The organism is Plantibacter sp. VKM Ac-2876 (assembly GCF_015350715.1).
GTDB classification, from domain to species: domain Bacteria; phylum Actinomycetota; class Actinomycetes; order Actinomycetales; family Microbacteriaceae; genus Plantibacter; species Plantibacter auratus.
In genome coordinates this window covers 494712-511646 of sequence record NZ_JADKSI010000001.1, presented here as the reverse complement: position 1 = coordinate 511646, position 16935 = coordinate 494712, and the positions used below count along the sequence as shown (strand labels likewise).

Genomic DNA, 16935 nt, shown 5'->3' with positions numbered 1-16935 from the left:
CTCTCACCCCATCTGATCCGGCCACCCGCGCACCACGGCCACCCGAGTACGAAGGATCCAGCATGAACAGCAAGCGGAAAGCCGCGGCGGCACTCGCCACCGCGGCCCTCACCGCGGTGGCCCTCACCGCGTGCACCTCCTCGCAATCCTCCGATTCCTCCGGCGAGTACGTCTCCGGCGGCACCTTCGTCACCGCCATGAGCGGCGACCCGGGGAGCCTCGTCCCCATGACGGGCATCAGCCTCGAGGCCCGCGAGATCATCAGCTTCCACTACGAGTCGCTCGTGTACGTCAACGCCGACGGCGAGCTCCTGCCCTGGCTGGCCGAGAGCTGGGAGGAGGACGCGAGCTCCACCTCCATCACCTACACGCTCAAGGACGGCATCACCTGCGCGGACGGCACCCCGTTCACCGCGGAGACCGCCGCGGCGAACATCACCTACAACGCCGACCCGGCCAACGCGACCTTCTATTACGGCGCGCAGGTCTCCGAGCGGATGACCGCGACCGCCGACGGCAACCAGCTCACCGTCACGAGCACGACGCCCGACCCGTTCATCCTCGCCAACACCGGCACCGTCGAGATGGTCTGCCAGGCCGGCCTCGACGACCCTGACTCCCTCGTCGAGACGATGAACGGCACCGGCCTCTTCACCCTCGACAAGGCGACCCCGGGCTCCAGCTACACCTTCACGAAGCGCGACGACTACACCTGGGGTCCCGAGGACGTCACGAGCGACACCAAGGGCCTGCCGGACACCTTCGAGGTCCGCGTCGTCACCGACCCCGGGACCGCCGCGAACCTGCTGCTCTCCGGTGACGTGAACGCCGCGAGCATCGGCGGTGCCGACCAGGACCGCGTCGAGGCCGCCGGTCTCGGCAGCGAGGGCGTGCGCAACCCGATCGGCGAGATGCTCTTCAACGAGCGTCCTGAGCGCCCCACCTCCGACCCGCTCGTCCGTGAGGCCCTCGTCACCGCGATCGACCGCGAGCAGGTCGGTGAGGTCGTCACCGACGGCACCGCCGAGGAGTCCAAGTCGCTCGTCGTGAAGAGCCCCTACCTCTGCGTCGCCGACGGTCCGCAGTGGACGCTCCCCGAGACGGACGTCGAGAAGTCCGGCGAGCTGCTCGACGAGGCGGGCTGGACGCTCGGTTCCGACGGCAAGCGCTCGAAGGACGGTGAGCCGCTGACGATCAAGTTCATCTACGACGCGGCCACCCCGAGCCACGCGGCAGCGGCCGAGCTCGTGCAGCAGACCTGGGACGAGCTGGGCGTCACGACGGAGCTCTCGGGCAACGACGCGAACGCCTGGTCCGAGCAGCTGTTCTCGACCTTCGACTGGGACACCGGCTTCGTGCAGATCGCTCCGGGCGGACCGGTCATCGTGAACACCTTCTTCGGTGGCGAGACCCCGGACAAGGGCGGCAACAACTTCATGTTCGTCGACAACCCGGAGTACGACGCGCTCGCCGAGCAGGCCAAGACGGCCAGCCCGGAGGAGACCTGCGACCTCTGGCAGCAGGCCGAGGCGAAGCTCATCGAGCGGACGGACGTGTTCCCGATCGCCGACGCGCAGGACTTCCTGTACCTGAACGGCGCCGAGGTCGAGCGTCCGAACTTCATCCGCCCGACGAGCATCCGGATGGTCGGCTGATCATGACGATCCCCTCGACCGTGACCACCGAGCAGGCCACCGAGCAGGCCCAGGGCCCCGGCGGCCCGGCGGTCGCGCGTCGAGGGGGTCGCGGCGTCCTCGGCGGACTCTCCCCGCGGACCTCGTTCATCCTCCGACGACTCGGCCGGGTGCTCGTCTCCCTCGCCATCGTCATCGTCGCGACGTTCCTGATCGTGCAGCTCGTGCCGGGCGACCCGGTGCGGGCTGCGCTCGGGAACAGTGCGACCCCGGAACTCGTCGAGCGGACGCGCGCCGACCTCGGCCTGAACGTGCCGGTGCCGGAGCAGTTCGTCAACTACGTCAGCGGGCTGTTCCGCGGCGACTTCGGCACGGCGATCGGCTCGCAGCGGCCGGTCGCCGACACGATCGCGCAGCGCTTCCCGGTGACGCTCACCCTCGCGGTCGCGTCCTTCCTCGTCGCGGCGATCGGCGCCTTCCCCATCGGTGTCGCGACCGCGGTGTCCTCGCGCACCGGCCGCCGCCGCCTCGCCGACCTCGGCGTCTCGGGTCTGCTCGGCGTGCTCATCGCCATCCCGAGCCTGCTGCTCGCCGTCGGTCTCATCGCGGTGTTCAGCATCGGGCTCAAGGTGCTCCCGGCTGCCGGCTGGGGAGGCTTCGACCAGGCGATCCTGCCGGTGGTGGCCCTCGCGGTCGGTCCGATGGCCTACCTGGCCCGCATCGTGCACGTGGAGATGCTGGCCGTCCTCGAGATGCCGTACATGACCACGGCACGGAGCAAGCGCCTCCCGACGCACCTCGTCTACCTGCGGCACGCGCTGCCGAACATGGTGACGTCCACGCTCACGATCGGCGGCATCATCCTCACGGGCATGGTCGCCGGCACCGTGCTCATCGAGACGGTCTTCGCCATCCCCGGTCTCGGGACGAGCATCGTCTCGTCGATCACCTCGAAGGACTACCCGATGATCCAGGGCATCGTGCTCGTGTACGCGATCCTCGTCCTCGGCCTCAACCTCCTCATCGACATCGCGCTCGCGACGATCGATCCGCGCTCCTCGATCACGGAGGGCTGAGCTCATGCGTGCATCCACCCGCTCGAACCGGTCCCCGGTGCTCGACCGCCTCCGCACCCCGCGCGGCCTGACCGGCGCGATCGGGGCGCTCCTCATCATCGTGGTCGCGGTCGTCGGCCCGACCGTCTGGGGGTCCGCCGCCGACACGACGTCCGTGGCCGACCGCCTCGCCGGTGCGAGCCTCGCCCACCCCTTCGGCACCGACGAGCTCGGCCGCGACGTCTTCGCCCGGGTCATGGTCGCCACGCGGGTGTCCGTGCTGCTGACCCTCGGCGCGACGGCGATCTCCGTCATCGGCGGCGTCCTGCTCGGGGCCGTCGCGACGGTCCTGCCTCGACCGCTCCGCCGACTCGTGACCGCACTCATCGACATCCTGCTGTCGTTCCCCTGGCTCCTCATGGCGCTGTTCTTCTCGGTGATCTGGGGCGCGAGCGCCACCGGCGCGATGCTCGCCGTCGGGTTCGCCGGCGTGCCGACCTTCGCCCGCCTCACGTACACGCTCGCCTCGTCCCTCATCGGTCGCGACTACGTGAAGGCCGCGCGGATCGCCGGCGTCGGGCAGGCGGAGGTGCTCGTCCGGCACGTCATGCCGAACATGCTCCCGCCGATGCTCGTGAACGCGGCGGTCTCCGCCTCCGGCACGCTGCTCGCCTTCGCCGGCCTGTCCTTCCTCGGTCTCGGGGTGCAGGCGCCCGAGTACGACTGGGGTCGCCTCCTCGGCCTCGGTATCGCCCGCATCTACGGGAACCCGATGGCGGCGATCGGTCCCGGCATCGCGCTCGTCGTGTGCGGCGTCATCTTCACGCAGCTCGGCGAGCTCTGGAACGAGTCGTCGAAGCGGCTGCTCGGCCTGCCCGCGCCGGCGCGTCGTCGCACCGCGGCTCCCACGACCGCCTCGGCTGCGGCTGCGACGCCGGCCGACCAGGAGCCCGTCGTGCAGGTGCGCGACCTCCGCGTCGCCTTCCCGGACCGCGACGGCCGACTCGTCGAGCGCGTCCACGGCATCAGCCTCACGATCATGCCCGGCGAGGTCGTGGGTGTCGTCGGCGAGTCCGGATCGGGTAAGTCGGTGAGTGCGATGGCGATCGCCGCCCTCCTCGGGCCCGACTCCTCGGTACAGGCCTCGGAGCTGAGCTTCCGCGGGATCGACATGACCGCACCGCTCACGAAGGCCGAGCGCAGCCGCCTCGGCCTCGAGCTCGCCATGGTCTTCCAGGACCCGCTCACCTCGCTCAACCCCTCGCTCACGATCGGCAAGCAGCTCCGCGAGACCGTCGAGGTCCACGAGGGACTGTCGGCGGCCGAGTCGACGAAGCGTGCCGAGGCCGCGCTCGAGTCGGTGCGGATCCCGCTTCCGGCCAAGCGCCTGAAGCAGTTCCCGCACGAGCTGTCCGGCGGCATGCGGCAACGGGCCATGATCGGTATGGGGCTCATGGGCCGCCCGAAGCTGCTCATCGCCGACGAGCCCACGACGGCGCTCGACGTGACGGTGCAGCGCCAGGTCCTCCGGGTCCTCCACGAGGCGCAGGAGCAGACGGGCGCTGCGATCCTGCTCATCTCGCACGACATCGCGCTCGTCAGCGGGTTCTGCGACCGCATCCTCGTCATGAAGGACGGCCGCATCGTCGAATCGCTCGACGCCGACCGCCTCCACGAGGCGCGGCACCCGTACACCCGTGGGCTCATCGCCTGCGTCCCCGACATGACCTCCGACCGCACCATGCCGCTCCCGGTCATCGGTGCGATCGACGAGGACGACCTGGCCGATCGGGACCAGCCCATCACCACCGAAGGACAGCGCGCATGACCGGTCTCGAGTTCTCCGGCCTCACGGTCCGCTACGGCCACGGCGCGTCCGCGCACACCGCGGTCGACGGCTTCGACCTCACGGTCCGCCCGGGCACGTCCCACGGCCTCGTGGGGGAGTCCGGCTCGGGCAAGTCGACGGTCGCCGCGGCCGCCGTCGGCCTCGTCATCCCGAGCGCCGGCGGCATCCGACTGAACGGTGCCGACATCGTCGGGCGCTCGTCCGCTGCCCGTCGTGCGCGTCGACGCGTGCAACTCGTCTTCCAGGACCCGTACTCCGCGCTCGACCCGCGCATGCCGATCGGGCTGTCGATCGCCGAGGGGTCCCGGGCGACGGGGCGCTCCTGGAGTCGCTCGGAGCAGCGGTCCCGGGTGGGCGAGCTGCTCGAGCGCGTGCACATCGACCCGGACCGGGCTGGTGACCTGCCGTCGGCGTTCTCGGGCGGTCAGCGGCAGCGCATCACGATCGCCCGGGCGCTCGCGGCCGAACCGGAGGTCCTCATCGCCGACGAGATCACCTCGGCGCTCGACGTGTCGGTGCAGGGCGTCGTCCTCAACCTGCTGCGCGAGCTGCAGCGCGAGCTCGAACTCACGGTGCTGTTCATCTCCCACAACCTCGCCGTCGTGAACTACATGTGTGACACGGTGAGCGTCATGCAGGCCGGCCGGGTCGTCGAGGCGGGCCCCACGGCCACCGTCCTCGCTGCTCCCGAGGACGCCTACACCCGTGAGCTCCTGGCCTCGGTGCCCGTGATGGGCCGCCGCATGACCTGGGACGAGGAGTAGCCAGGGACCGGGGTTCACCGGGTCGGCCTCTTCCGGTCACTGAGCTCACCTCCGCCGGTCACTGAGCGCACCTCCGCCGGTCACTGAGCTTGTCGAAGTGCCCACGGGTGACGTCGCCCTTCGGGCGGATCCTGAGCCTGTCGAAGGGCGGGGACCGGGGGAACAGGTCAGCCGCGCTGCTTGCGCGGCAGGGTCTCCGGGAGGAACGCGATCCCGACGATGCCGATCGCGCTGAGCACCAGCAGGTACGCCGCCACCAACCACGGCGCGCCACCGCTCGCGGCGACGAGCGCGGTCGCGACGAGCGGGACCGTCCCGCCGACGAGGGCGGCCGGGATCTCACGGGAGAGTGCGATGCCACTCCAGCGCATCGAGGTCGGGAAGATCTCGGCGAGCAGCGCTCCCGAGGTGCCGATGGTGGCACCCTGGATGACCGCGAGGCCCAGGATGAGGCCCAGGGCGACGAGGGCCGACTGCTCCGTGTCGTAGAGCAGGAACATCGGGAACGCGTAGACCACGCCGAAGATCGCGGCGCCCATGAGGACGGGCTTCCGACCGATGCGGTCGGCGAGGCGACCGAACAGCAGCGCCGTCGGGATGGTCAGGACCTCGGCGACGATGAGGCCAATGAGCGCCTCCGTCGGGTTCACGCTCAGCGTGCCCGTCACGTACGACAGCGAGAACACCTGCACGACGTAGACCCACGGCAGTGCGAACGCGAAGAGCCCCATGCCGCAGAGGATCACCCGCCAGTGCGAGCGGATGGCGCCGACCAGCGGTGCCGAGGTGACCGCGCCGCGCTCCTCGGCGCTCTCGAACGCCTTCGTCTCCTTGACCCGCAGACGGAAGTACAGCGCGAACGCGACGATGACGACGCTCGCGAGGAACGGGATCCGCCAACCCCAGCTCTGGAACTGCTCGATCGGCAGCGTACTCACCACGGCGAAGACGGTGGTCGCGAGCGCCATGCCCACGTAGACGGAGGCGCCGGGGAACGACGCGGCGAACGCGCGGTGCTTCACGTCGGCGGACTCGCTCGCCATCGTGATCGCGCCGGCGAACTCGGCACCCGAGCCCATGCCCTGGAAGATCCGCAGCACGATGAGCAGGATCGGAGCCCAGATGCCGATGGCGTCGGCGGTGGGGAGGAGGCCGATGAAGGTGGTCGCGACGCCCATGAAGAGGAGCGTGATGAGCAACGTCGGTTTGCGCCCGAGCTTGTCGCCGTAGTGGGCGAAGATCAGGCCGCCGATCGGGCGGGCACCGAAGCCGACCGCGAAGCCGGCGAACGCGCCGAGCAGGCCGGCAAGGTCGCCGGCGCCGGGGAAGAACAGCGGCGCGAACACGAGCGCGGAGGCCAGCCCGTAGAGGGTGAAGTCGTACCACTCGATGACGGTGCCGACCGAGCTGGCGAGGATGGCGCGGCGACGCTGCACCCGGGAGTCGAGGCCGTCGCGATCGATGTCGCTCTGGCCGACGGCGGTGGTGTCGGATCCGCGTGTTTCGCTCTCGCGCGCGCTCTGGATGGCCATGGCACTCCTTCGTGTTGGGCGCACCCGGACGGCCGGGACGCCTGACGAGGCTACCGGCCGTCTGGAGGCTCAGCCCATGTGCGGTCGGCACACTCCGGAGCCGATCCGGTGCGTCGGGAGCACACGGGGTGGGGTGCGCACGAGCGGCGCGCCCCACCCCACCCAACCCCGTCTCGCTACAGCGCCTTCGACTCGCGGAGGATCCCGGCGAGGGTCTCCATCTGCTTCGCCTGCGACGTGTAGTCGAGGGCGGCGGTGTTCCAGGAGTGGATCTGACCGGCGACGAGTGCCGGGTGCGAGGCGAAGGTCGCCTGCGCCTCGAGGTCGCTCTGCTGGAAGCCCTCGACGTTGACGAGCAGGACGTCACCGGTCATCGCCTGGCCCGCGTTCTCCCAGCTGTAGATGTCCCAGTAGTAGTAGCCGTCCGGGTTGGCGTTCGTGTACTTCACGCCGAGTTCGCTGTACAGCTCCGTCTCCGGCTCGTCCTGCGGCTTGACGACGTAGATGCCGCTCGCGTCCGCATACATCTGCGTGACCTCGAGGTCGGTCTCCTTCGCCGCGGCGGTCAGGTCTGCTGCAGCCGCGTCGTACTTCTCCTTCGCCGCGGCGATGGTGTCCTCGTCTGCTCCGAGCGCCTCGGACAGCTTGTTGAGCGAGGCGATGACGTCGGCACCCTTGCCGCCGACCTTGATGGCGACGACCGGAGCGATCTTCTCCAGCTGCTCCTGCTGCTCGACGTCGGCGACGCCGTAGTACGGACCCTTGAGGTCGAGCGTGCCGTCGCGGTCGGTCGGGTAGATCCCGGTCACGATGAGGTCGGGTGCCGCCTCGGCGAGTGCCTCGAGGTCGATCTCGCCGTAGCTGTTGCCGACGATGGCCGTGTCGCCGAGGTCGTAGTCCGAGAACCGCTTGTCGGTGGCGACGTCGACGCGACCGAAGACCGCGACGGGGTCGATGCCGTTGCCGTGCAGGCCGAGCGCGTAGTCGGCGAAGCTCGCGACGCGCTTGGGCTGCTCGTCGAGCTTGACCGTGGTGCCGGTGTCGTCGGTGTAGCTCCAGGCGCCGCTGCTGTCGGCGTCGGATGCGGCGGTGGGGGAGCAGCCGGCGAGGCCGACCAGGGCGAGCGCCGGCACGAGTACGAGTGCGGCGCGGCGGAGGCGTGAAGAGATCGTCATGATACTTAGGGTAGCCGAACCTAAGTCACGAAACGATATCGGAATGCCCGATCGCCCGGATCACTCCGCGTCGAGGGCGATCGCGTCGTCGGGGTCGACGGGCACGATGAGTGGCGAACCGCTGCTCGGGTCGGGGATGACGATCGCGTCGAGGTCGAACGCCTCGCGGAGCACGGCCGGGGTGAGGACCTCCCAGGGAGTGCCATCGGCGATGACCCGGCCGCCGCCCACGACGACGAGGCGGTCGGAGTACCGGCCGGCGAGGGTGAGGTCGTGCAGGACCATGACGACCGTCGCGCCGCGCTCGCGGTTGATCGACCGCACGAGTCGGAGGACGTCGAGCTGGTGGCTGAGGTCGAGAAAGGTCGTCGGCTCGTCGAGCAGGATCGTGGGGGCCCGCTGCGCGAGGACCAGGGCGATCCAGGCCCGCTGCAGCTGGCCGCCCGACAGGGAGGCCGTGTCGCGGTCGGCGAGGGTCTCGAGACCGGTGGCGGCGAGCGCTTCGTCGACCGCGATCGTATCGGCGGGCGTCCAGGGCTTGAGGAGGCTCTGGTGCGGGTGTCGCCCTCGAGAGACGAGGTCGCGGACGGTCGTCGCCGACGGCGTCAGCGGCTTCTGCGGCAGGATCGCCAGGCGGCGCGCGACCTCGCGGGTCGGGATCGAGCGCACACCGCGACCGTCGAGTTCGACCGTGCCGGCGGTCGGGGTGAGCAGGCGACCGAACGCCTTGAGCAGCGTCGACTTGCCGCAACCGTTGGCGCCGATGAGGGTCGTGACCTCGCCAGTCTCGATGCGGAGGTCGAGCCCCTCGAAGACCACCGTCTGGTCGTAGGCCAGGGAGACGCCCCGAGCCTCGAGGGCGGGCGTCGGGCGTTCCTTCACGAGGGATGCGGTCGTGGCGGGGTCGGTCATGCGGAGGTCTCCCGTTCCTTGCGGCGCGTCAGCAACCAGATGAGATAGGGCGCGCCGACGATCGCGGTGATGATGCCCACCGGGATCTCGCCCGGCAGGACGCCACGGACGAGTGCGTCGCCGCCCGTGACGATGACGGCTCCGAGCAGCGCGGAGGCGAGCAGGGGTGGACGGCCGGTGCGGGCGAGGCGGCGGGCGATCTGTGGTGCGACGAAGGCGACGAACTCGATCGGCCCTGCGGCGGACACGGCTGCGGCGACGAGCAGGACCGCGCACGCGATGACGACGATCCGATGCCGCTGGACCGCGACGCCGAGGCCGGTCGACAACTCGTCGCCGAGCTGGCTGATGTCGAGGCTGCTCGTCTGCAGGACCGCGATCGGCGTCAGGATCACCAGCGCGACGAGCACCGGCCACACGCTCGACCAGGAGATGCCCGAGAGGCTGCCGACGAGCCACTGCGCCGCCGCTGCCGCCTCGGTGATCTGCGCCCGGGCGATGAGGTAGCTCGTGATGCCGCCGAGCGTCGCGGTGGCGCCGATGCCGATGAGGATGAGTCGGAAGCTGTCGACCCCGCCGCGCCAGGACAGCGCATAGACGGCGGCTGAGGTGACGAGCGCGCCGATCGCGGCCATGGCGGGCAGGCCGAGACTGAGCGCGCCGGCCCCGACGGAGTAGCTGCCGCCGACGAGGACGATCGCGGCCACGGCCCCGAGCGCGGCACCCGAGGTGACACCGAGGATGTCCGGGGTGGCGAGCGGGTTGCGTGCGAACGTCTGGGTGAGCGCCCCGGCGAGTCCGAGGGACGCACCGACGAGGAGTCCGCCGACGACGCGGGGGAGGCGGAGCTCGAACACGATGAGTTCCTGACCACCGGTCCCGCCGCCGAGCAGGGTGGTGATCACGTCGGGGATCGTCAGGGACGACGAACCGGCGACGATCCCGAGCAGGGCGAACGCCAGCGCGACGACGAGGCAGGCGATCGTGACGCCGACGACCCGCCCTCGCCACAGGCGACCGAAGAAGCGGCTGCCCTCCTGCACGGCGCTCACAGTTCCGCCATCCGTCCGCGGCGCACGATGGCGATGAAGGCGACCCCACCCGCGACGGTGAGGACGACGCCCACGGGCACCTCGGCGGTGCCGCCGATGAGGCGACCGATCACGTCGCACGCGAGCAGCACGCTCCCGCCGACGAGCCCCGAGGCGGGGAGCAGCCAGCCGTGATGCCCGCCCACGAGGGTGCGGGCGATGTGCGGCGCGGTGAGTCCGACGAAGGCGATCGGGCCGGTCAGGGCGACGGCGGCGGCCGTGAGCAGGGTGATCGCGGCGAGCCCCACGAGTCGCGCGCGGATGAGGTTCTCGCCGAGGCCGTTCGCGAGTTCGGTCCCGAGCGCCAGGGCGTTCAACGAGCGGATGTTGGCGACCGCGAACACGAGGCCGAGCCCGGCGAAGACGAGGGCCGCGTCGACGCCCGTGAGCGATCGGCCGGACAGCGAACCGACCACCCAGATGCGATAGGCGGCGAGGGTCGTCTCGTCGGAGAGGACGAGGTACGAGGTCAGGGCGACGAGGAGGGCCGAGACGGCGGTGCCGGCGATCGCGAGCGGGACGGGACTCGACAGTCCGCGGCCGAGCGCGGCGACGGAGAACACGACGACGCTGGCGACGGTGGCGCCGAGCAGGGCGAGCCAGAGGGTCGTGACCACCGAGCTCGTGCCGAGCACGTAGACCCCGACGACGACCGCGAGACTCGCGCCGGCGGAGACGCCGAACAGGCCGGGGTCGGCGAGCGGGTTGCGGGTCTGCCCCTGCATGACGGCACCGGCGATCCCGAGGCAGACGCCGACGAGGACGCCGAGCACCGTGCGCGGCACCCGCGACCCCCAGACGACGGCGCCGGTGTCCTGGGTGGGGTCGAACAGAGCGGTGAGGACGGCCACGGGACTGATGAGGTTGCTGCCGAGCATCAGGCTCGCGAGGGCGATGACGAGGAGCGCGGCTGTCAGTGTGCCGACGGCGAGCGCGCGTCTCGATCGGAGGAGGGTCGCGCTGCGCATGGAGTTAGCCTAGCCTCACCTATCCCCGTCGTGATGCACACCCGTCGTCGTCGGTGACGGACGGGCGGTCCATGGATCGGCGCCGGAGGTGTGGGGTTCACCCATGGGAGAGGCTTCCATCGCCCGATACCGTTGACCGGTACGGAGTACAGCGATCAGGAGGACACGCATGGCCGAGCAGCCGTCGACCGGAGCCGACACCGAAGCGGTCCTCGCCGCCACGGAACGACTCGCCGTCCCGCCCGGCTCGCTCGAGGGCGTCGTGGTCCTCGACCTCTCCCGCGTCCTCGCCGGCCCCTACGCGGCGTCGATGCTCGCCGACCTCGGCGCGACCGTCATCAAGATCGAGAACCCGAACGACCCCGACGTCTCCCGGGGCTTCCCGCCCTACCTGCGTGACGGCGACGAGGAGTTCAGCGGCTACTACGGCCAGTACAACCGCGGCAAGTTCGGCCTGGCGCTCGACCTCGCGAGCGACGCGGGCAAGGAGGTGCTACGCGACCTCGTCGCGAGCGCCGACATCCTCGTCGAGAACTTCCGACCAGGGACGATGGCGAAGCTCGGTCTGTCGTATGAGGCGCTCGCCGCCATCAACCCGAAGCTCGTGTACACCGCGATCTCCGGCTACGGGCAGACGGGTTCACGGAGCCGCCGTCCGGCGTTCGACAACACGGCCCAGGCCGCCGGCGGGCTCTGGTCCATGAACGGCTACGCGGACCAGCCGCCCGTGCGCGTCGGCGTCACGATCGGCGACCTCTCCGCCACGATGTTCGGCGTCATCGGCACCCTCGCCGCGCTCCGGCACGCCGAGCGCACCGGCGTCGGGCAGCTCGTCGACGTCGCCCAGGTCGACAGCATCATCGCGATGACCGAGACCGCCGTCGTCGACTACACCGTCGACGGCACCGTCGCCTCGCCCTCCGGCAACGAACACGCCTGGGTCCGGCCCTACGAGCTGTTCCCCTGTGCCGACGGACAGGTGTTCTTCGGCGCGTACACCGACAAGCTCTGGAAGGCGAGCTGCGAGCTGTTCGGCACGCCCGAGGCGATCGCCGACCCCGAGATCGACACCATGCGCAAGCGCTTCGACGAGGAGGTCTACGCCCGACGCGTCAAGCCGCTCGTCGTCTCCTGGTTCGCAGACCGCACCCGCGCCGAGCTCGAGGAGCTGGCCGGCGACGTCGTCCCGCTCACCGCAGTGAAGACCATCGGCGAGGTCGTCGAGGACCCGGGGACCGCCGAACGCGACATGGTCGTCGAGACCGACTACGGCTCCTTCGGCACCCTCCGCTCCTTCGGCCAGCCGATCAAACTGAGCGCGACCCCCGCGACCACCGACCGTCCCGCGAACCACATGGGCGAACACGCGGACGACGTGCTCACGGCGCTCGCCGGGTACGACGCCGACCGCATCGCGGCGCTGCGTTCCGACGGGGTGATCTAGTGGACCGCGAGGAGACCCTCGATCTCGGTCCCGCCTCCTGGTACCGCAGCACCTTCGCGACCGCGGCACCGGAACCGCTCCTGGGTGAGGAGCTCCCCGCCGGCTGGGAGGGCGTCCACTTCCCGTTCGAGACACCGTTCGCGCAGCTCCGCGAGGACGGCTCCCCGGCGGAGGACGGCGTGCTGCCCACCATCGACCTGCCGCGCCGCATGTACGCGGGGGAGGACACGGAGTTCCTGGCGCCGCTCCGCCACGGCGACGTGGTGACGCAGCGCACGAGCCTCGGCTCGCTCGTCGAGAAGCAGGGGCGGGCGGGCCGCCTGGTCTTCGCCGACCTCGTGCGTGAGTACCTCGTCGACGGTGAGGTCGCCGTCCGCAGCACCTGGCACGACGTGTTCCTCGAGGCGCAGCCCGCGGTGCCCTCCCCACGGACGGCTGCGCCCGAGGTGGCCGCCGAGGAGGTCGATCCCGACGCCGGAGCCGACTGGGCCGTGACCCGGTCACTCGACTCCCGCCAGCTGTTCCGCTTCTCGGCCGTGACGGGCAACACGCACCGCATCCACTACGACCGCCAGTGGGCGCGTGAGGTCGAGGGGCTCGACGACCTCCTCGTGCACGGCCCGCTCACCCGCATCCTGGTGCTCGACGCCCTCACCGCGAACGCCGGTGGTCGTCGACTCGCGTCGGTCCGCTTCCGGGCGAAGGCGCCGGTGCTCGTCGACACGGCGTTCCGCATCGCGGGGACGGCCGGCCCGGAGGGCACCTCGGTCGTCGTGCGTGCCGCCGACGGTACGGTCCTGGCCTCGGCGGACGCCACCTGGCGCCCCTGAGTCGCCCGGCGCCGATGCTGTCGCAGTGTCGCCCCGCCTACGCGTCGATCACGAGCGTCGGCGTCAGCGAACGCGACACACATGGGTACATGATCATCGACGCGTCGTCGGTCGTCAGGGAGTCGCGATGCTCCGGCGTCCCGTCCACCACCTGCACGGCACAGGAGCCGCAGACGCCGCGCATGCACGACCCGGCGACACCGACCCGCGCGGCCTGCATCGCCTGCAGCATCGTCTGTCCGGCGGGAACCTCGACGGTCCGCTCCGACCTCGCGCACTCGACGGTGAACGCCGTGTTCGGCAGGTAGGCGCGGGGCTTCGGCTCGAACCGCTCGAGGTGCAACCGGCAGTCCTCGGGCAGCGTCTCGGCCAGGTTCGTGAGGGTGTCCGTGAACCCGCGCGGCCCGCAGGCCGACACGTCGGTGCCCGGCTCGAGTCCCGCGAGGAGACCGGCCAGGTCGAGTCGGCCGCTCTCCGCGCTGACGTGGATCCGCACGTGGTCGCCCAGGGCTTCGAGTTCCGGCGCGAACGCGATGTCCTCCCGCGTGCGCACCGCGTAGACGAGGGTCCAGTCGGCGTCGCCCGCAGCCAACCGCCGGGCCATCGAGAGCAGCGGCGTGATCCCGATGCCGGCAGCGAGCAGCAGGTGCCGCTTCGCGTCCGAGAGTGGGAACAGGTTCCTTGGTGGCCGGATGAACACCTTCCGACCGACCTTGAGGAAGTTGTGGATGTAGTGCGACGCTCCCCGCGAGTGCTCCTCCCGCAGGACGGCGATCCGGTACCGGTCTTCGTCCGCCGGGTCACCGCAGAGGGAGTACTGCCGTTCGTGGCGGGTGATGAGCTGCAGGTCGATGTGCGCTCCGGGGTCCCACGGCGGGAGCAGGCGACCCTCCGGATCGGCGAGCACGACGCTGACGATGGTCGGCGTCTCGCGCACGATCTCCTGGACGATGAGCGGGGTCATGCCCGCGCGATTGCGCATCAGGAATTCCTCCTGCTTCCAGTCGTCAGTACAGGCTCTTCGCTTCCAGCCATCAGTACAGGCTCTGGTTCCCGACGGCGACCGCCTCGTCGATGGCGTCGCCGACCTCGGTGCTGAAACCCGACATGCTCGCCCAGATCCGGCCCGCACTCGGCACCTCGGCCGCGAGCTCCTGCATCTCGGCGTCCCACAGCCCGCCGCGGAGGAGTGCCCGCCCGCAGTGCAGGTAGACCTCCTCGGTGCGCACGACGATCGCGAGCTGCGGCGTCACGTGGTCCTGCTCGAGCATCGCCATGAGCGCCGGGTCGTCGGTGACGGTGGCCCTGCCGTTGATCCGGAGGGTCTCGCTCATGCCGGGGACGAAGCACAGCATGCCGATGTGGCCGTTCTGGACGATGTTCTGCAGGGAGTCGGCCAGCCGGTTGCCGAGGCGCTCCGGGATCACGAGTGTGCGGGTGTCGAGCGCCCGGACGAACCCCGGGTAGTCCCCGCGCGGGGAGTTGTCGCACCGGCCGTCGGCGTCGGACGTCGCGATGGTGCAGAACGGCGAGTGGGCGAGGAAGGCGAGGCAGTTCTCGTCGAGCTCGTCCATGATCTTGGCCGTCGCCGCGGGATCCGGTTCGCCGAGGGAGCGACGGATGGTGTCGACGTCGATCGACGCGAACGCGCTGGCCTGCATGGCGGACCCCTTCTCTGTCCCTCCGACCCTACGGTCGTCCCTCGCACGCCTCAATGGGCTGTCGGCACACGGTTCGCGGGTGTCCTGTGCCACCGACCCAGCCGCAGTGATCATTCCGCCCCGGTTCATCGGCCGAACGAGCGGCGGAACATCGCCTTCGCGCGCGCCGCGGTGTCGGCTCGATGGGAATCGGGGATGCGGGTGAGCGTCGCTCCCACCATCGAGATCGCCATGAGGATGTCGTCGGGCTCGACGTGGTCGGCGATGCGGTGCGCAGCCAGTTCCTTCGCATGCAGGGCGTGCGCGAGGCGGTCGAGGCGGGTGCCGAGCTCGATGACGCGCGGGTCGTCGCCCTCGCCCAGGATCGCCTCGACGAAGGGCGAGGTGACGAGGGCCTGGTCGATCACGACGTCGAGCAGGGTGTCGAGGGTCGCATCGGGTCGCCCGGTGTGCTCCTCCAGCTCGCCGACGTTCTCGTCGAGCACCGCGAGCGCGAGGGAGAGTCGGTCGGGGAAGTGCCGGTACAGGCTGCCCTGTCCGACGCCCGCCCGCTTCGCGACCGCACTGAGGGGAGCGCTGAAGCCGTCCGCGGCGAAGACCTGACGCGCTGCGGCGACGAGCGCCCGGCGGTTCTCGGGTCCCGCGCTCGGGCCTCGGTTCGGCTTCGGGGGCGTGGGCGACATCCCGGTAGCGTAACGCCGCGCGGCCGGTCCTGAGCACCCGGCTGGGAGCCGACCGTGAGGGCTGGTGGCCATGACCTGGACGGCGTAACGTGTACCGGACAATGATGTCCGGTATGGATCGAGGCCCATGCGATCCCGCCGCTCATCGCCCTCCCGAGAACGAAGGAACCCCATGAGCGCCCTCACCGCCAACACCCCGATCGCCGCGTGGCTCGCCGACCCCACCGGTGGACCGCTCATCCGCGGCCTCCTCACCCAGCTGGGCACCGAGGAATCGCAGCTCGCCCCGATCTCGGGCCTCCCGCTCCAGCAGCTCGTCGCCCTGAGCCAGGGCAAGCTGCCCCAGTCGCTCATCGACGACCTCGTGCTCGCCGCGAACGACGGCGTCGCACCCGTCGACGACGCGCCCCAGGGGTGGCAGGAGCGCATCACCATCGGCCGGTTCGTCGGGAAGACCGTGATCGTCACCGGGGCTGCTTCCGGCATCGGCCGTGCCACGGCATCCCGCGTCGCGCGCGAAGGCGGTCGGGTCGTGGCCGTCGACCTCTTCGAGGACAAGCTCGCCGACCTCGCCGCGAGCCTGCCGGACGCCGACCTCGTCACGGTCGCCGGCGACATCACGAAGCAGGACGACATCGACGCGATCGTCGCCGCGGCAGGGGATCGGATCGACGCGCTCGCCAACGTCGCCGGCATCAACGACGACTTCTCCCCGCTCCACGAGACCTCCGACGCGACCTGGGAACGGGTGATGGGCGTGAACGTCACCGGCGCCTTCAAGCTGACCCGCGCGGTCCTGCCGTCGATGGTCGCGGCCGGATCCGGTTCGGTCGTCAACATCGCGTCCGAGGCCGGGCTTCGCGGCAACGCCTCGGGGAACGCCTACACGACCTCGAAGCACGCGGTCGTCGGCATGACCAAGAGCGCCGCCTTCATGTACGGACCGCACGGCGTCCGGGTCAACGCCGTCGCCCCGGGCGGTGTCGCCACGGGGATCCCGTTCCCGCCGAACGTCTCCGAGGCCGGCTCGGCGCGGCTCGGACCGTTCCAGGCGGCGATCCCGACGATCGCGACCGCGGAGCAGCTCGCGGCGTCCATCACCTTCCTGCTGAGCGACGACGGCGTCAACGTCAACGGCGTCATCCTGCCGTCCGACGGCGGATGGTCGGTGCAGTAGCCGCGCTCGCGCAGAACTTCAGCAATCGATAAGAACCACGATTCTTAACACCCGTTGGGGGCGGGATGAACCCGTTTCTGCTGAGAATCTTGAAGCACACGGGCCGCTCTGCGTCGCCCGTCCCCTGCGAACGGTCTGAACGAGTACGGCCGGAACGACC

15 protein-coding genes are annotated in these 16935 nt (G+C 70.6%); 7 read left to right on the top strand and 8 right to left on the bottom strand.

Annotation, left to right across the window (positions count from 1 at the left end; translation table 11 throughout):
• The first annotated feature begins 62 nt into the window (after positions 1–62).
• From ITJ62_RS02435 to ITJ62_RS02420, 4 genes are read left to right on the top strand one after another with little or no spacing between them, the layout of a single operon-like run.
• Positions 63–1655 carry an ABC transporter substrate-binding protein gene (locus ITJ62_RS02435; RefSeq protein WP_194599538.1) on the top strand — a complete coding sequence of 531 codons (1593 nt, stop codon included), beginning with the start codon at positions 63–65 and terminating at the stop codon, positions 1653–1655.
• Positions 1656–1657: 2 nt separating this feature from the next.
• Complete coding sequence (locus tag ITJ62_RS02430) at positions 1658–2710, top strand: ABC transporter permease (RefSeq protein WP_194599537.1); 1053 nt, start codon at positions 1658–1660, stop codon at positions 2708–2710.
• A 4-nt stretch (positions 2711–2714) separates the two neighbouring features.
• On the top strand, positions 2715–4517 hold the full coding sequence (locus tag ITJ62_RS02425; RefSeq protein ID WP_194599536.1) for a dipeptide/oligopeptide/nickel ABC transporter permease/ATP-binding protein: 1803 nt from the start codon (positions 2715–2717) through the stop codon (positions 4515–4517).
• Entirely contained in the window at positions 4514–5302 is a 789-nt protein-coding gene (locus ITJ62_RS02420; RefSeq protein ID WP_079704789.1) for an ABC transporter ATP-binding protein, read from the top strand. Before ITJ62_RS02425 ends, ITJ62_RS02420 begins: the two co-directional genes overlap by 4 nt.
• A gap of 167 nt (positions 5303–5469) precedes the next feature.
• Here the strand turns inward: ITJ62_RS02420 and ITJ62_RS02415 are convergent, their stop codons facing one another.
• From ITJ62_RS02415 to ITJ62_RS02395, 5 genes are all read right to left on the bottom strand, one after another.
• A complete protein-coding gene (locus tag ITJ62_RS02415) occupies positions 5470–6834 on the bottom strand; it encodes an MFS transporter (RefSeq protein ID WP_194599535.1) in 1365 nt (454 codons plus the stop codon).
• Positions 6835–7010: 176 nt separating this feature from the next.
• The gene (locus ITJ62_RS02410; protein ID WP_194599534.1) at positions 7011–8009 is read right to left on the bottom strand and encodes an ABC transporter substrate-binding protein; all 999 of its coding nucleotides are present in this window, start codon (positions 8007–8009) and stop codon (positions 7011–7013) included.
• A 60-nt stretch (positions 8010–8069) separates the two neighbouring features.
• Positions 8070–8921 carry an ABC transporter ATP-binding protein gene (locus ITJ62_RS02405; RefSeq protein WP_194599533.1) on the bottom strand — a complete coding sequence of 284 codons (852 nt, stop codon included), beginning with the start codon at positions 8919–8921 and terminating at the stop codon, positions 8070–8072.
• Positions 8918–9973 carry a FecCD family ABC transporter permease gene (locus tag ITJ62_RS02400; RefSeq protein WP_370581786.1) on the bottom strand — a complete coding sequence of 352 codons (1056 nt, stop codon included), beginning with the start codon at positions 9971–9973 and terminating at the stop codon, positions 8918–8920. Before ITJ62_RS02400 ends, ITJ62_RS02405 begins: the two co-directional genes overlap by 4 nt.
• On the bottom strand, positions 9970–10980 hold the full coding sequence (locus ITJ62_RS02395; protein ID WP_194599532.1) for an iron ABC transporter permease: 1011 nt from the start codon (positions 10978–10980) through the stop codon (positions 9970–9972). Before ITJ62_RS02395 ends, ITJ62_RS02400 begins: the two co-directional genes overlap by 4 nt.
• A 169-nt stretch (positions 10981–11149) precedes the next feature.
• Here ITJ62_RS02395 and ITJ62_RS02390 point away from each other — a divergent pair, with 169 nt between their 5' ends.
• Positions 11150–12424 carry a CaiB/BaiF CoA-transferase family protein gene (locus ITJ62_RS02390; RefSeq protein WP_194599531.1) on the top strand — a complete coding sequence of 425 codons (1275 nt, stop codon included), beginning with the start codon at positions 11150–11152 and terminating at the stop codon, positions 12422–12424.
• Positions 12424–13254 carry a MaoC family dehydratase N-terminal domain-containing protein gene (locus ITJ62_RS02385; protein ID WP_194599530.1) on the top strand — a complete coding sequence of 277 codons (831 nt, stop codon included), beginning with the start codon at positions 12424–12426 and terminating at the stop codon, positions 13252–13254. Before ITJ62_RS02390 ends, ITJ62_RS02385 begins: the two co-directional genes overlap by 1 nt.
• A 37-nt stretch (positions 13255–13291) precedes the next feature.
• Here the strand turns inward: ITJ62_RS02385 and ITJ62_RS02380 are convergent, their stop codons facing one another.
• The 3 genes from ITJ62_RS02380 to ITJ62_RS02370 all read right to left on the bottom strand — a co-directional run bounded on the left by ITJ62_RS02380 (position 13292) and on the right by ITJ62_RS02370 (position 15598).
• The gene (locus ITJ62_RS02380) at positions 13292–14236 is read right to left on the bottom strand and encodes a PDR/VanB family oxidoreductase (RefSeq protein WP_228497780.1); all 945 of its coding nucleotides are present in this window, start codon (positions 14234–14236) and stop codon (positions 13292–13294) included.
• A 52-nt stretch (positions 14237–14288) separates the two neighbouring features.
• The gene (locus ITJ62_RS02375; RefSeq protein ID WP_194599529.1) at positions 14289–14915 is read right to left on the bottom strand and encodes an MSMEG_1061 family FMN-dependent PPOX-type flavoprotein; all 627 of its coding nucleotides are present in this window, start codon (positions 14913–14915) and stop codon (positions 14289–14291) included.
• 125 nt (positions 14916–15040) lie between these two features.
• On the bottom strand, positions 15041–15598 hold the full coding sequence (locus tag ITJ62_RS02370; protein ID WP_228497778.1) for a TetR/AcrR family transcriptional regulator: 558 nt from the start codon (positions 15596–15598) through the stop codon (positions 15041–15043).
• 172 nt (positions 15599–15770) lie between these two features.
• On the opposite strand from ITJ62_RS02370, the gene ITJ62_RS02365 reads away from it, so the two are divergent.
• Positions 15771–16775 carry an SDR family NAD(P)-dependent oxidoreductase gene (locus ITJ62_RS02365; protein WP_194599527.1) on the top strand — a complete coding sequence of 335 codons (1005 nt, stop codon included), beginning with the start codon at positions 15771–15773 and terminating at the stop codon, positions 16773–16775.
• Positions 16776–16935: the final 160 nt, after the last annotated feature.

Bases quoted from the DNA above. Each gene is read 5' to 3' on its own strand.
- ITJ62_RS02410 (WP_194599534.1), bottom strand. From the start codon at position 8,009: ATGACGATCTCTTCACGCCTCCGCCGCGCCGCACTCGTACTCGTGCCG.
- ITJ62_RS02415 (WP_194599535.1), bottom strand. From the start codon at position 6,834: ATGGCCATCCAGAGCGCGCGCGAGAGCGAAACACGCGGATCCGACACC.
- ITJ62_RS02380 (WP_228497780.1), bottom strand. From the start codon at position 14,236: ATGCGCAATCGCGCGGGCATGACCCCGCTCATCGTCCAGGAGATCGTG.
- ITJ62_RS02435 (WP_194599538.1), top strand. From the start codon at position 63: ATGAACAGCAAGCGGAAAGCCGCGGCGGCACTCGCCACCGCGGCCCTC.
- ITJ62_RS02390 (WP_194599531.1), top strand. From the start codon at position 11,150: ATGGCCGAGCAGCCGTCGACCGGAGCCGACACCGAAGCGGTCCTCGCC.
- ITJ62_RS02430 (WP_194599537.1), top strand. From the start codon at position 1,658: ATGACGATCCCCTCGACCGTGACCACCGAGCAGGCCACCGAGCAGGCC.
- ITJ62_RS02425 (WP_194599536.1), top strand. From the start codon at position 2,715: ATGCGTGCATCCACCCGCTCGAACCGGTCCCCGGTGCTCGACCGCCTC.
- ITJ62_RS02370 (WP_228497778.1), bottom strand. From the start codon at position 15,598: ATGTCGCCCACGCCCCCGAAGCCGAACCGAGGCCCGAGCGCGGGACCC.
- ITJ62_RS02405 (WP_194599533.1), bottom strand. From the start codon at position 8,921: ATGACCGACCCCGCCACGACCGCATCCCTCGTGAAGGAACGCCCGACG.
- ITJ62_RS02365 (WP_194599527.1), top strand. From the start codon at position 15,771: ATGAGCGCCCTCACCGCCAACACCCCGATCGCCGCGTGGCTCGCCGAC.
- ITJ62_RS02420 (WP_079704789.1), top strand. From the start codon at position 4,514: ATGACCGGTCTCGAGTTCTCCGGCCTCACGGTCCGCTACGGCCACGGC.
- ITJ62_RS02395 (WP_194599532.1), bottom strand. From the start codon at position 10,980: ATGCGCAGCGCGACCCTCCTCCGATCGAGACGCGCGCTCGCCGTCGGC.
- ITJ62_RS02375 (WP_194599529.1), bottom strand. From the start codon at position 14,915: ATGCAGGCCAGCGCGTTCGCGTCGATCGACGTCGACACCATCCGTCGC.